12 protein-coding genes are annotated in these 13,359 nt (G+C 53.9%); 9 read left to right on the forward strand and 3 right to left on the reverse strand.

Annotated features, from left to right (window positions below; genetic code table 11):
• The first annotated feature begins 73 nt into the window (after positions 1-73).
• Genes rsxA through nth form a run of 7 tightly spaced genes read left to right on the forward strand, consistent with a single transcriptional unit; the run spans position 74 to position 6,411 of the window.
• Positions 74-655, forward strand: coding sequence for an electron transport complex subunit RsxA (gene rsxA, locus EH207_RS08905; protein WP_137713674.1), 582 nt, complete (start codon positions 74-76; stop codon positions 653-655).
• The gene (rsxB, locus tag EH207_RS08910; protein WP_137713675.1) at positions 655-1,233 is read left to right on the forward strand and encodes an electron transport complex subunit RsxB; all 579 of its coding nucleotides are present in this window, start codon (positions 655-657) and stop codon (positions 1,231-1,233) included. Before rsxA ends, rsxB begins: the two co-directional genes overlap by 1 nt.
• Positions 1,226-3,367 (forward strand): electron transport complex subunit RsxC, encoded by a 2,142-nt coding sequence (gene rsxC / locus EH207_RS08915; protein ID WP_137713676.1) that lies wholly within the window; start codon positions 1,226-1,228, stop codon positions 3,365-3,367. Before rsxB ends, rsxC begins: the two co-directional genes overlap by 8 nt.
• The gene (gene rsxD / locus EH207_RS08920; protein ID WP_137713677.1) at positions 3,368-4,438 is read left to right on the forward strand and encodes an electron transport complex subunit RsxD; all 1,071 of its coding nucleotides are present in this window, start codon (positions 3,368-3,370) and stop codon (positions 4,436-4,438) included. It abuts the gene before it with no gap.
• A 13-nt stretch (positions 4,439-4,451) separates the two neighbouring features.
• A complete protein-coding gene (gene rsxG, locus EH207_RS08925) occupies positions 4,452-5,081 on the forward strand; it encodes an electron transport complex subunit RsxG (protein WP_137713678.1) in 630 nt (209 codons plus the stop codon).
• On the forward strand, positions 5,078-5,779 hold the full coding sequence (locus tag EH207_RS08930) for an electron transport complex subunit E (RefSeq protein ID WP_137713679.1): 702 nt from the start codon (positions 5,078-5,080) through the stop codon (positions 5,777-5,779). Before rsxG ends, EH207_RS08930 begins: the two co-directional genes overlap by 4 nt.
• Positions 5,776-6,411, forward strand: coding sequence for an endonuclease III (nth, locus tag EH207_RS08935; RefSeq protein ID WP_137713680.1), 636 nt, complete (start codon positions 5,776-5,778; stop codon positions 6,409-6,411). Before EH207_RS08930 ends, nth begins: the two co-directional genes overlap by 4 nt.
• A 77-nt stretch (positions 6,412-6,488) precedes the next feature.
• On the opposite strand, the gene cysB is transcribed toward nth, so the two are convergent.
• Positions 6,489-7,463: an HTH-type transcriptional regulator CysB gene (gene cysB, locus EH207_RS08940; protein WP_137713681.1), complete on the reverse strand. Its 975-nt coding sequence runs from the start codon at positions 7,461-7,463 to the stop codon at positions 6,489-6,491.
• A gap of 317 nt (positions 7,464-7,780) precedes the next feature.
• Positions 7,781-10,378, reverse strand: coding sequence for a type I DNA topoisomerase (topA, locus tag EH207_RS08945; RefSeq protein ID WP_137713682.1), 2,598 nt, complete (start codon positions 10,376-10,378; stop codon positions 7,781-7,783).
• A gap of 440 nt (positions 10,379-10,818) precedes the next feature.
• Here topA and EH207_RS08950 point away from each other — a divergent pair, with 440 nt between their 5' ends.
• Positions 10,819-11,088: a YciN family protein gene (locus EH207_RS08950; RefSeq protein ID WP_137713683.1), complete on the forward strand. Its 270-nt coding sequence runs from the start codon at positions 10,819-10,821 to the stop codon at positions 11,086-11,088.
• A 56-nt stretch (positions 11,089-11,144) separates the two neighbouring features.
• Here the strand turns inward: EH207_RS08950 and sohB are convergent, their stop codons facing one another.
• Positions 11,145-12,191, reverse strand: coding sequence for a protease SohB (gene sohB, locus EH207_RS08955; protein ID WP_137713684.1), 1,047 nt, complete (start codon positions 12,189-12,191; stop codon positions 11,145-11,147).
• Positions 12,192-12,595: 404 nt separating this feature from the next.
• Between sohB and EH207_RS08960 the strand changes: the two genes are divergently transcribed.
• Positions 12,596-13,357 carry a YciK family oxidoreductase gene (locus EH207_RS08960; protein ID WP_137713685.1) on the forward strand — a complete coding sequence of 254 codons (762 nt, stop codon included), beginning with the start codon at positions 12,596-12,598 and terminating at the stop codon, positions 13,355-13,357.
• Positions 13,358-13,359: the final 2 nt, after the last annotated feature.

A 13,359-nucleotide genomic window follows, 5' to 3' on the forward strand; every position in this document is an offset into this window, starting at 1 on the left:
CTTACTATCGATGTGTTGTTGAAAGCCCGACAATGCCCGATAATGTGCGGATTTTGTTTCTTTAGGCGCTGTAATGACCGAATACGCTTTATTATTTGTTAGCATTCTCTTGGTAAACAATTTCGTTCTGGTGAAATTCTTGGGATTGTGCCCGTTTATGGGCGTTTCCAAAAAACTGGAAACGGCGATTGGCCTGGGGCTGGCAACCACCTTCGTGATGACGCTGGGCGCGATGTTTTCCTGGTTGATCAACGAATATATTTTGTTGCCGCTGGATATTCTTTACCTGCGCACCATGGCGTTTATTCTGGTATTGGCATTCGTGGTGCAGTTTTCCGAGATGTTCGTGCGTAAAGTCAGCCCTGATCTCTATCGTTTACTGGGGATTTTCCTGCCGTTGATTACTACCAACTGCGCGGTTTTAGGCGTGGTGTTGCTGAACGTGAACATGTCGCACGGTTTTCTTCAGTCAACCGTTTACGGTTTTGGCGGCGCGGCGGGTTTCTCTCTGGTCATGGTGCTGTTTGCCGCTATTCGCGAACGTCTCGCGGTTGCTAATGTTCCCGCCCCGTTTCGCGGGAACGCCATTGCCTTAATTACCGCCGGACTGATGTCGCTGGCATTTATGGGTTTTACCGGCCTGGTGAAATTCTGATGACGGCAATCTGGATCGCAATCGCGGCGTTAAGCGCCCTCGCCCTGTGTTTCGGCCTCATTCTTGGCTATGCCTCGCGGCGCTTCCAGGTGGAAGGCGACCCCATGGTAGAACAGGTCGAGGCCATGCTGCCGCAAAGCCAGTGCGGACAGTGCGGGTATCCCGGTTGCCGTCCCTATGCCGAAGCCGTGTGCCTGAACGGTGAAAACATCAATAAGTGCGGGCCGGGTGGCGAAGCTATGATGCTCAAGCTGGCCGAAAAGCTGAATATCGGTCCCCAGCCCCTCGACGGTGATAACGCCGTCCTGAACCCCGAACGCAAAGTGGCGTGGATTGATGAAACTAACTGTATCGGCTGTACAAAATGCATTCAGGCCTGCCCGGTGGATGCCATCGTTGGCAGTACCAAAGCCGTGCATACCGTGGTCAGTGATTTATGTACTGGTTGCGATCTGTGTGTCTCTCCCTGCCCGACAGACTGCATTGAGATGCGCCCCATCGAGCCCACTCCCGCCAACTGGAAGTGGGATCTCAATACGATTCCGGTTCGCGTTATTCAAGTAGAACAACATGCTTAAGCTGTTTTCCGCCTTTAAAAAAGACAGAGTTTGGGATTTCGATGGCGGCATTCATCCGCCAGAAATGAAAACGCAATCCAGCCGGATACCGTTGCGTCACCTCCCCTTGCCTGAACAGTTCATTATTCCGCTTAAACAGCATCTGGGCCCGGAAGGGGAACTGTGCGTTAAAGTGGGCGAAAACGTGTTGCGCGGGCAGCCGTTGACCCTCGGCAAAGGGCGAACGCTCCCCGTTCATGCCCCGACCTCCGGCACGATCCGCGCCATTCGTCCGCATATGACGGCGCACCCTTCCGGCTTACCGGAATTAAGCGTCATTCTCATTTCTGACGGTGAAGACCTTTGGTGTGAACGCCATACGCTGGCCGATTACCGCACACAAAGCGCCGATACCCTGCTGAATCACCTTCATCAAGCGGGGATTGCCGGTCTTGGCGGCGCGGGTTTTCCTACCGCGGCAAAATTACAGGGCGGCCTGCGCGGGATAGAAACGCTGATTGTCAACGCGGCGGAATGTGAACCCTATATCACGGCAGATGACCGGCTGATGCAGGAGTGCGCCGATGAAATCGTTCAAGGTATCGATATACTTGATCATCTTCTACAGCCCCAGCGTATTCTTATCGGGATTGAGGACAATAAACCGGAAGCCATTGAAGCCATGCGCCATGCGTTACGTCGGCGCGGCGATATACAGTTGCGCGTGATCCCGACCAAATATCCGTCGGGCGGGGCCAAACAGCTCACTAAAATTCTCACCGGCAAAGAAGTCCCCTTTGGTAAGCATTCCGCTGCCATTGGCGTTCTGATGCAAAATGTAGGCACCACGTTCGCCATTAAGCGTGCCGTTATCGATGGTGAACCCATGACCGAACGCGTGGTAACGCTGACGGGCGAAGCGCTGCGCCAGCCCGGTAATGTCTGGGCGCGGCTGGGCACGCCGGTACGTCACTTACTCACGCACGCAGACTTCCATGCCCATGATCAACCTATGGTGATCATGGGCGGGCCGCTGATGGGGTTTACGTTGCCGTCACTCGATGTGCCGGTTGTTAAAATCAGTAACTGTCTGCTGGCCCCTTCCGCCACCGAGATAGAACCCGTTGCCGAAGAGCAATCATGCATCCGTTGCAGCCAATGCGCTGATGCCTGCCCTGCCGGGTTGTTGCCGCAACAACTGTACTGGTTCAGTCTGGGACAGGAGCATGAAAAGGCCCGCAATCATCACTTATTCGACTGCATTGAATGTGGTGCCTGCGCCTATGTTTGCCCAAGCAATATTCCGTTGGTGCAATATTACCGACAGGAAAAAGCCGAAATTCGAGCGGTTGATGAGGAAACGCAACGCGCGGCACAGGCTAAACTGCGCTTTGAGGCTAAGCAGGCGCGTCTTGAGCGTGAAAAGCTGGCCCGCGAGTCGCGGCATAAACAAGCTGCCGCTGGCGCATCAATGAGTGATCAACAGGCAGTCCAAGCCGCATTGGAAAGCGTTCGCGATAAAAAAGCGGCCATGGCCGCTCGCGCCGCAGGTAAGGCACAAACGCCGGAGAAACCATCGCTTGCAGAAACCGACGTAGCGGATAGCGCAAACGATACGGTAACCGATGTCGTCGATCCTCGCAAAGCGGCCGTCGCCGCCGCCATCGCCCGGGTGAAGGCGCGCAAAGCCCGGCAACAGACTGAGCATGACAATACCGACCCTGCATCTGTACCCGCGACGCCAGATAACGCTGATCGCGTGGCTGACGAACCGATCGACCCACGCAAAGCGGCCGTCGCCGCCGCTATCGCCCGGGTGAAGGCGTGCAAAGCCCGGCAACAGACTGAGCATGACAATACCGACCCTGCATCTGTACCCGCGACGCCAGATAACGCTGATCACGTGGCCGACGAACCGATCGACCCACGCAAAGCGGCCGTCGCCGCCGCCATCGCCCGGGTGAAGGCACGCAAAGCCCGGCAACAGACTGAGCATGACAATACCGACCCTGCATCTGTACCCGCGACGCCAGATAACGCTGATCACGTGGCTGACGAACCGATCGACCCACGCAAAGCGGCCGTCGCCGCCGCTATCGCCCGGGTGAAGGCGCGCAAAGCCGCACAAGCGGCATCGACGTTTCAAGAGGAATAAATGGCTTTCAAAATCGCGAGTTCACCTTTTACGCACAATCAGCAACGTACACAGCGCATTATGCTGTTGGTTATCGTCGCCTGTATCCCGGGGATGCTGGCGCAGTACTATTTTTTCGGCTACGGCAATCTGATTCAAGTCGGCCTTGCCTCAGTCACCGCGCTGGCGACCGAGGCCGTGACAACGTCACTGAGAAAGTTTCATGTCCGCGCGACGCTGGCGGATAATTCGGCGCTGCTGACGGCCATTCTGCTCGGTATTAGCCTGCCGCCGCTGGCGCCGTGGTGGATGATTGTCATAGGAACCGCATTCGCCATCGTGATCGCCAAACAGTTATACGGCGGGCTGGGGCAGAACCCGTTCAACCCGGCAATGATTGGCTACGTTGTGCTGCTCGTCTCCTTTCCGGTTCAGATGACCAGTTGGTTGCCTCCCGTTCCGCTCCAGGCCATGACGGTCGGCTTCAGCGACGCGTTGATGACGATCCTGACCGGGCACACGCCCTCCGGCCACACGGTGCAACAGTTAATGCATACGGTTGACGGCATCAGTCAGGCCACGCCGCTCGATACCTTCAAAACCGGTTTACGTTCAGGCCAGCAACCGCTGGAAATTCTGCAACAGCCACCGTTCACGACGGCCCTGTTTTCTACCGTCATGGCTGGTATCGGCTGGCAGTGGGTTAATTTGGGTTTTCTTATCGGCGGACTGTTTCTGCTGGCGCGCGGAACCATTCGCTGGCATATTCCGGTCAGTTTTTTGCTTAGCCTGACGCTGTGCGCTTCTCTGGGGTGGCTACTGGCACCGGAAAAATGCGCCCCGCCCGCTCTGCATCTGCTTTCTGGCGCCACGATGCTGGGGGCGTTCTTTATCGCCACCGATCCGGTAACGGCATCGACCACCAATCGGGGCCGTCTGATTTTTGGCGCGCTGATCGGCCTGCTGGTCTGGTTAATCAGAACCTATGGCGGTTATCCTGATGGCGTGGCATTTGCCGTATTGCTGGCGAATATCACCGTGCCATTGATTGACTATTACACTAAACCGCGCGCTTACGGGCATCATCGCTGAGGATCGTTCCGCTATGTTTACCACAATGCGCCGCCATGCGACGACACTGGCACTGTTTGCCGCCTTAACCACGGCCCTGACCGCCGTGGTTAACAGCCTGACCGGGCCGACCATTTCCAGACAGGCGCTGATGCAGCAAAAAATGTTGTTGGATCAGGTTGTTCCTATAGCGAGCTATAACAACGACATACAACAGGAGTGTTACCTTGTTTCCAATCCGGCATTGGGATCAACGTCGCCTCGCCGGTTGTTCGTCGCCCGTAAAGACGGCGCGCCCATCGCGGCGGCGATAGAGAGCACCGCCCCCGATGGGTATTCCGGCGCCATCCAATTGCTGATCGGCGCCGATTTTCATGGCAATGTATTGGGCGTTCGGGTGACCGAGCATCATGAAACGCCGGGGTTAGGTGATAAAATCGAAATCCGTATTTCTGACTGGATAACCCGTTTTAGCGGTCAAACGGTGCAAGGCAGGGATGACGACCGCTGGGCGGTGAAAAAAGAGGGGGGGATGTTTGACCAGTTTACCGGAGCGACCATTACGCCGCGCGCGGTCATCAACAGCGTAAAACGTAGCGCCCTGTATCTGCAAACCCTGCCGCCACAGCTCAATACCCTGCCCGTTTGCGGAGAAAATAAATGAGTGAAGTCAAACATCTTCTGATTCAGGGATTATGGAAAAACAACTCGGCGCTGGTGCAATTGCTCGGTCTGTGTCCGCTGCTGGCGGTGTCTTCCACCGCAACCAACGCGCTGGGATTGGGGCTGGCGACGACGCTGGTGCTGACCTGTACCAACATTGCCGTCTCCGCGCTGAGACGCTGGGTTCCGGCGGAGGTTCGTATCCCTATTTACGTCATGGTGATTGCGTCGGTGGTCAGTATGGTACAGATGCTGATCAACGCCTACGCCTATGGGTTATATCAATCACTGGGAATTTTTATTCCTCTGATTGTAACGAACTGCATTGTCATCGGCCGCGCCGAAGCCTATGCCTCGAAAAACCCGGTAGGACTCTCGGCAGTAGATGGGCTGGCGATGGGACTCGGCGCCACCAGCGCGTTGCTTGTACTGGGCTCCCTGCGCGAAATTCTGGGCAACGGCACGCTGTTTGATGGCGCGGATCTGCTGTTGGGTGATTGGGCCAAAGCCCTGCGAATGGAGGTCGTCCACCTGGACTCGCCGTTCCTGCTGGCAATGTTGCCGCCCGGCGCGTTTATCGGTTTAGGGCTGCTGCTGGCGGCAAAATACCTGATTGATGAAAAGCTGAAACAACGCAAAGCAAGCGTGCCGGTCGTAACAAAATCGTCCTCAAGCGAGGCGGCAAGGGAATCATTATGAATAAGGAAAAGCGGATTGAGATCTTAAGACGGCTACGCGCCAACGATCCCCATCCCACAACGGAACTGAAGTTCAGTACGCCATTCGAGTTACTCATCGCGGTACTGCTCTCCGCTCAGGCAACCGACGTCAGCGTCAACAAGGCCACGGCCAGACTTTACCCGGTGGCCAATACTCCGGAAGCCATGCTCGAATTGGGCGTTGATGGGATAAAAACGTACATCAAGACCATCGGCCTGTTTAACAGCAAGGCAGAAAACATCATTAAAACCTGCCGCATTCTGATTGAAAAGCACCAAAGCCGGGTTCCCGAAGATCGGGCGGCGCTGGAAGCCCTGCCCGGCGTAGGGCGAAAAACCGCCAACGTGGTGCTCAATACCGCTTTCGGCTGGCCGACGATTGCCGTGGATACCCATATTTTCCGCGTCAGCAACCGCACCGGCTTCGCACCGGGTAAAAACGTCGATCAAGTGGAAGAAAAACTGCTTAAAGTCGTACCGGCGGAATTCAAAGTCGATTGCCATCACTGGCTCATCCTGCACGGCCGCTATACTTGCGTCGCCCGTAAACCGCGCTGTGGCGCCTGCTTGATTGAAGATCTCTGCGAGTTCAAAGAAAAAGTTTACGCCTAGCAGCTCATCACGCGTCCAGTAAAAAGGCCGGATAGTCGAACTCTCCGGCCTTTTATTCGTATCTGGCTGTACTTCTGTTACTTAATCGGCAATGTAATATCTTTAAACATCGCCTCAATTTCATCATTAGAGCGTAACGCAACGGCGCTATCCACCACATCACGAGTTAGATGCGGCGCAAAACGCTGGATGAAATCATACATGTAGCTTCTCAAAAACGTGCTGCGTCGAAAGCCGATTTTGGTCGTGCTGTAGCTGAAAATACGGTTGGCGTTGATGGTCACCAAATCGGTTTCGGTTTGCGGGTCCATAGCCATATTAGCAATGACCCCGACGCCCAATCCCAGACGAACATAGGTTTTGATGACATCGGCATCCGTGGCGGTAAACACAATCCGCGGTGTCAACCCTGCCCGGTTGAACGCGGTATCCAACTCTGAGCGCCCGGTAAAACCAAAGGTGTAAGTCACAATGGGGTAATCGGCCAGCTCTTCTATGGTGATCTCTTTTTTCGACGCCAGTGGATGATCGGGTTTCACCACTACCGCTCGATTCCAGTGATAGCAGGGCAACATGATTAAGTCGTCATAAAGGTGGAGCGCTTCCGTGGCAATGGCGAAGTCCGCCGTTCCCTTGGCCACGGCTTCCGCGATTTGGGTAGGCGACCCCTGATGCATATGCAGTGATACCCGAGGATAGCGCTCAATAAACCCTTTGATCACGCTGGGTAGCGCGTAACGGGCCTGCGTGTGCGTGGTCGCAACAAACAGGGAACCTTTATCGGGATAGGTGTGCTCTCCGGCGACAGCTTTGATGGCATCGATTTTGGAAAGGACTTCACGCGCAATACGAATGACTTCCTGTCCTGCGGGAGTGACCTGGGTCAAGTGTTTTCCGCTGCGGGCGAAAATCTGTATGCCCAGTTCATCCTCTAACATTCTGACCTGTTTGCTGATCCCTGGTTGAGAGGTATACAGCCCCTCAGCGGTAGAGGAAACATTCAGATTGTGGTTAACAACTTCAACAATATAACGAAGCTGTTGCAGTTTCATAATTTATCCCATTCCCAATTGGTTGTGCGTGCGGCATCTCTGGTCTGAAGATGTTCCATTGACAAAACAGGCGCTGTTATCCGTTCCGTTACTCAGGCGCATATTTAGTCAATTAATGTCATTTAATCATAAAAATAGTTTTTATATAACCATAATTGCATGGACGTTCACCCAAAAACCGCATTCTGCACGCAGCGTTGGCCTGAAATAACGCAGGGTATATCAACGGAGGGTTATTCTCCCGGATAAATCGCGATCCCCTTACCCAGATCAAAAAAGCCAGCCTGAAAAGGCTGGCCTGGTTGAGTCTTAATGGCTTATTTCTTGCCTTCCACCCATTTTCCATCAACATAGAACGCCGACCACCCCGTCGCCTTGCCCTCTTTTTCTGAAGAGACATACTGCTGCTTTGTCTTGCGGCTAAAACGCACCATCGTTTTGTTGCCGTCTTTATCCACCGCCGGCGCATCGGCCAGATAGCGCAGTTTTTCAGGCAAACGATCTTTGAAGCGTTGTAATTCCTCCACCAGCGGGGCGCGCGTCTCGCGAGATTTCGGAAAGGTATTGGCTGCCAAGAACACGCCCGCGGCGCCATCGCGCAACACAAAATACGCGTCCGATTTCTCACAAGGCAACTCAGGCAACGGCACCGGATCTTCTTTCGGTGGCGCGACGTCGCCATTGCGCAAAATTTTACGCGTGTTGCCGCAAGCGTCGTTGGTACAGGCCATGTACTTGCCAAAGCGCCCCATTTTAAGGTGCATTTCCGAACCGCATTTTTCGCATTCGACAATCGGGCCGTCGTAACCTTTGATACGGAACTCACCCTCTTCGATCTCATAACCGTCGCAAGCCGGGTTATTGCCACATACATGCAGCTTACGATGATTATCAATCAGATAGCTATCCATCGCGGTGCCGCATTCAGTACAACGGCGACGCGCGCGCAATGCGTTGGTTTCGGCTTCATCCCCTTCCAGCACATTCAGCACTTCCGCTTCAGGGATCAGATTGATCGTGGTTTTGCAACGCTCTTTCGGCGGCAGCGCATACCCGGAACAACCGAGGAAAACCCCTGTGCTGGCGGTGCGAATGCCCATTTTGCGGGCGCAGGTCGGGCAATCGATGCTGGTCATCACCATCTGGTTCGGGCGCATACCGCCTGCTTCCGGGTCCTGCTCTGCGGTTTCCAACTGCTTGCTGAACTCGGCAAAAAACTCATCCAGAACCGCTTTCCATTCCGCCTGATTATTTGCCACCTGGTCCAGACTGCTTTCCATCCGCGCGGTGAAGTCGTAATTCATCAATTCACGGAAGTTTTCTTCCAGCCGATCGGTAACAATCTCACCCATTTTTTCCGCATAGAAACGGCGGTTTTCCACCCGTACATAGCCGCGATCCTGAATGGTCGAAATGATCGAGGCGTAAGTGGAAGGTCGCCCGATACCGCGTTTTTCCAGCTCTTTCACCAGCGACGCATCACTGTAACGCGCCGGTGGCTTGGTAAAGTGCTGTCCCGGCAACAGTTGTTGCAATGTCAGTAGCTCACCGACCGCCACCGTTGGCAACGTACGATCTTCGTCATTTTTACGCAGCGCGGGCATGACTTTCGTCCAGCCGTCAAAGCGCAACGTGCGCCCTTTGGCGCGCAGTTGATAATCAACGGCGTTAACAATCAGCGTGGTGGAATCGTACTGCGCCGGGGTCATCTGACAGGCCACAAACTGACGCCAAATCAGCTGATACAGTTTCTGCGCATCCGCTTCCATATCTTTCAGGCTATCGGCCAAGACGTTCACGTCTGAAGGACGAATGGCCTCGTGCGCTTCCTGTGAATTCTCTTTATTGCTGTAGTGGTTGGCCGCATCGGGCAGATACCGCTTACCAAACGCGGCGCCAATGTACTCGCGCGCCATGGTTAGCGCATCCTGACTCAGGTTGGTCGAGTCGGTACGCATATAGGTGATGTAGCCCGCTTCATACAGGCGCTGCGCCATCATCATGGTCTTTTTCACGCCAAAACCCAGACGGGTACTCGCCGCCTGCTGTAGCGTCGAGGTAATGAAGGGCGCGCCGGGTTTGCTGCTGGTCGGCTTATCTTCACGCTCGGCGACCACATAGTCGGCTTTTTCCAGCAGGCTGACCGCTGCCTGCGTCTGCGCCTTGTTAACCGGCTTGAACGGCTTGTCGTGGTGATGAGTGACCTGCATTCGTAACTGGTTGTCATTACCCGACATTAAATCGGCGTGCAGTTCCCAGTATTCTTCCGGCACAAACGCTTTGATTTCACGCTCGCGCTCAACGATTAGACGCACCGCGACGGACTGTACGCGTCCGGCCGACAACCCACGGGCAATCTTTTTCCACAGCAGCGGAGAAACCATGTAACCCACCACCCGGTCCATAAAACGACGCGCCTGCTGTGCATTTACTCGGTCGATATTTAACTTATCCGGTTTCTGAAACGCTTGCTGAATGGCGTTTTTAGTAATTTCGTTAAACACCACGCGACTGAACCGCTTATCGTCGCCACCAATGATTTCCCGCAGGTGCCAGGCAATGGCTTCCCCTTCGCGGTCAAGGTCGGTTGCGAGATAGATGTGTTCGGCGTTTTCCGCCAACGTTTTCAGTTCGGAAACAACTTTTTCCTTGCCAGGCAAAATCTCGTAATGGGCTTTCCAATCATGATAGGGATCGACCCCCATGCGGTTGACCAACGCGGATTTTTCATCCTTTTTAACGCTTTTTTTCGTTTTGTCTTTGGTCGAGTCCGTGCTCTTTTTACTGACTGAGCCACTGGTCGGCAGATCGCGTACATGACCGACGCTGGATTTAACCACATAGTCATTGCCGAGATATTTATTGATCGTTTTGGCTTTTGCCGGGGACTCAACTATAACGAGAGCTTTACCCATATGTACTTTTACCTGCTTAGTTCTTCTGAAAATCAGAGATCTTTTGGGGGCATCAGCCAGAACAAACAAGGGCGGATGCTCGATTAATTGAGGATTGCAGCGTTGCGGATTTATCCTGCGCGGGTAAGTTTTTTTTCAACGCGGCACCTGCAACCCTCTATTTTATCAGAACAAAAATATTGTCTGTTACCGCATTAAATCTGCGCAGACCGTCGTGGCGTAAAGAAATTATTCCACTGGCGACACAAAATCCCACACTCTACCTGATAAATAACGCCACGCAACCTAATTAGCATGGAAACGGCGTTTTAGCCAATTCTTGGTTAACGCGATCGGCAAGCAAGTCACTAAAATTCGGTACATTTGCGATCGCATCGTTCCGCGCAGTACAATCTTTTCCTCACCAGAAACATCATCTGTGAACCAGGAGTTAAGAACAAATGTCCAATGAATCTCTGGTACGAGAAGCAAAATCGCCGATCGCCCGTCACGCACTGCTGGCCGAAGCCAATGGCATTATTCATAATCACGACGATTATTTGCACGGCATGGTCGCTGAAAGCGTAGAGTCTAAAAATAACGTACTAATTTTTCGCGGCGAATTTTTTCTTGATGCCAATGGGTTACCCACGCTGAAAACCACGGCCGTTTTCAATATGTTTAAACATCTGACACAGGTGCTGTCAGAAAAATATTATCTGATCGATTAAAAAACAGATCGCCCGCGAATTATCGCGGGCGATCTGTTTTATGCGCGCTACCACGCTTAGAGCAGTGGTTTATTTCCGCGTTGCCACCAGCGTAGCATCAATCGCTCCACCGCATCCCCCGCGCTGCCGGTCAGTCGATCAAGCAGGCGTTTACGCCGCGTGTAACGGACGCAGAGAACCTCATGATTTTCCATTTCGGCAATCAGCAGATCATCACTGGTGCCAATAGCGTCAACCAGCCCAAGATCTTTAGCCTGAGAACCAAACCAGTGCTCGCCGGTTGCGACGGAATCAATATCCAGCGAAGGGCGCATCGCCTGTACAAATTGCTTGAATAGCCCATGCGTGATGTTCAGATCCTCGCGGAATTTTTCCCGCCCGGCTTCCGTATTCTCACCAAACAAAGTTAATGTGCGTTTGAACTCACCTGCGGTATGCAATTCGACGTCAATATCCTTGTTCTTCAGCAAGCGATTGAAGTTAGGAATTTGAGCCACCACGCCAATCGACCCCACGATGGCAAACGGCGCGGCGACAATGCGATCAGCCACACAAGCCATCATATAGCCGCCGCTGGCGGCCACCTTGTCAACGGCGACCGTCAGGCGCACCCCACCCTGACGCAAGCGTTGCAACTGCGACGCGGCCAGCCCGTATCCATGTACCACGCCGCCCGGACTTTCCAGACGCAGCAACACTTCGTCCTGCGGTTTCGCCACGGCCAGCACAGCAGAAATCTCTTCACGCAGCGAGCTTACCTCGCCGGCATCCATGCTGCCGTTAAAATCCAGCACATACAGACGCGGCTTCACATTTTTCTCTTCACCGCGTTTCGCACGCTGTTTATCCTGCCGTGCCAACGCTTTTTCTTTCTTTTTTTCTTGCCGGGATAACCGCTTACGTTCAGCGTCACTCATACAGACGCTTTGAATTTCCCGCTGCATATCACGATACTGTTCGCCCAGATCAATCACCTGCAACTCACCTTTGCGCCGGCGCTTGCGCTGTGACAAACCGACAGCAAAAATCACTACCGCGCCAATCGCCACCACGATGGTAAGCGCTTTGACCAGAAATAAACCATACTGAAAAAGGAATTCCACAAATAGCGTCCTCATTAACTGAGTGTTGAATATGATGTTGATTATTCTAACCAACGACGCCGTCAGCGCCGTATGCTACCCCCTAACCTAGCTGATGGCGTGCCATATGGCGATGTTATTTATACTGCTGCTTTACTTACCGCTGCTTTTTAGCGCAGCCGCGGTAAAAAAAGCCAGGCGTGTTTTTCTATGTCGCTTGCGAAGGTGCGCCATAAGATATGGCGCCGCTCTCATTGAAAACACGCGTTATTTAAGGCATAACTCCTCCATTCTCATCCCGATTGGATGTCTTTTCAGCCGGATACCCAGGCAATACAGCGAGGACATAGCGCCCAGTCGAGGTGTCCGGCAGGTCTGTTATCTGAAACGCGGCAGCAGCGCCGCCGCGGTAAGAGGAATTCCCCGTGTACTACCAGCCTCAAAACGACTTGCTGCAACAACGCATCATCCTGGTGACCGGTGCGGGCGACGGCATCGGCCGTGAAGCCGCCCTCACCTATGCCCGATTTGGCGCCCGTCTTATCCTGCTTGGCCGCACTGAAAGCAAACTTCAGGCGGTGAAACAGCAAATCACGCAGGAGCAAGGGACGGAAACGCGTATCATTGTTTGTGACATGCTAACCGCCCGTTCCGAGCGTTTTTTCCAGATTGCGGGCGAACTGGCTCAGGTGATCCCCCATCTGGATGGCGTACTGCACAACGCCGGATTACTCGGGGACGTTGTGCCGATGGCGAAACAGTCCGTCGAAACCTGGCATCGGGTTATGCAGGTCAATGTCAATGCGACCTTTATGCTGACGCAGGCTTTGCTCCCGCTGCTGCTGAAATCCCCCAGCGCGTCGCTGGTTTTCACCAGTTCTAGCGTGGGGCGACAGGGCCGGGCTGGTTGGGGCGCTTACTCCGTTTCCAAATTTGCGACCGAGGGTATGATGCAGGTGCTTGCCGAAGAGTATCGCCATACACCCTTACGGGTGAACTGCATCAATCCCGGCGGTACGCGCACCGCCATGCGCGCTTCCGCTTTCCCGCAAGAAAACCCGGACAAACTGAAAACCCCGGCGGATATCATGCCGCTATACCTTTATTTAATGGGTGATGACAGCCGCCGGAAAACCGGCATATGCTTTGACGCGCAACCGGGCAGAAAAGCGGGCCCGGCCAAATAAAC

The sequence above is a fragment of the Brenneria rubrifaciens genome (assembly GCF_005484945.1).
Classification (GTDB): domain Bacteria; phylum Pseudomonadota; class Gammaproteobacteria; order Enterobacterales; family Enterobacteriaceae; genus Brenneria; species Brenneria rubrifaciens.

Coding starts and splice junctions, on each gene's coding strand:
- rsxA (WP_137713674.1), top strand. CDS start 74: ATGACCGAATACGCTTTATTATTTGTTAGCATTCTCTTGGTAAACAAT.
- rsxB (WP_137713675.1), top strand. CDS start 655: ATGACGGCAATCTGGATCGCAATCGCGGCGTTAAGCGCCCTCGCCCTG.
- rsxC (WP_137713676.1), top strand. CDS start 1,226: ATGCTTAAGCTGTTTTCCGCCTTTAAAAAAGACAGAGTTTGGGATTTC.
- rsxD (WP_137713677.1), top strand. CDS start 3,368: ATGGCTTTCAAAATCGCGAGTTCACCTTTTACGCACAATCAGCAACGT.
- rsxG (WP_137713678.1), top strand. CDS start 4,452: ATGTTTACCACAATGCGCCGCCATGCGACGACACTGGCACTGTTTGCC.
- EH207_RS08930 (WP_137713679.1), top strand. CDS start 5,078: ATGAGTGAAGTCAAACATCTTCTGATTCAGGGATTATGGAAAAACAAC.
- nth (WP_137713680.1), top strand. CDS start 5,776: ATGAATAAGGAAAAGCGGATTGAGATCTTAAGACGGCTACGCGCCAAC.
- cysB (WP_137713681.1), bottom strand. CDS start 7,463: ATGAAACTGCAACAGCTTCGTTATATTGTTGAAGTTGTTAACCACAAT.
- topA (WP_137713682.1), bottom strand. CDS start 10,378: ATGGGTAAAGCTCTCGTTATAGTTGAGTCCCCGGCAAAAGCCAAAACG.
- EH207_RS08950 (WP_137713683.1), top strand. CDS start 10,819: ATGTCCAATGAATCTCTGGTACGAGAAGCAAAATCGCCGATCGCCCGT.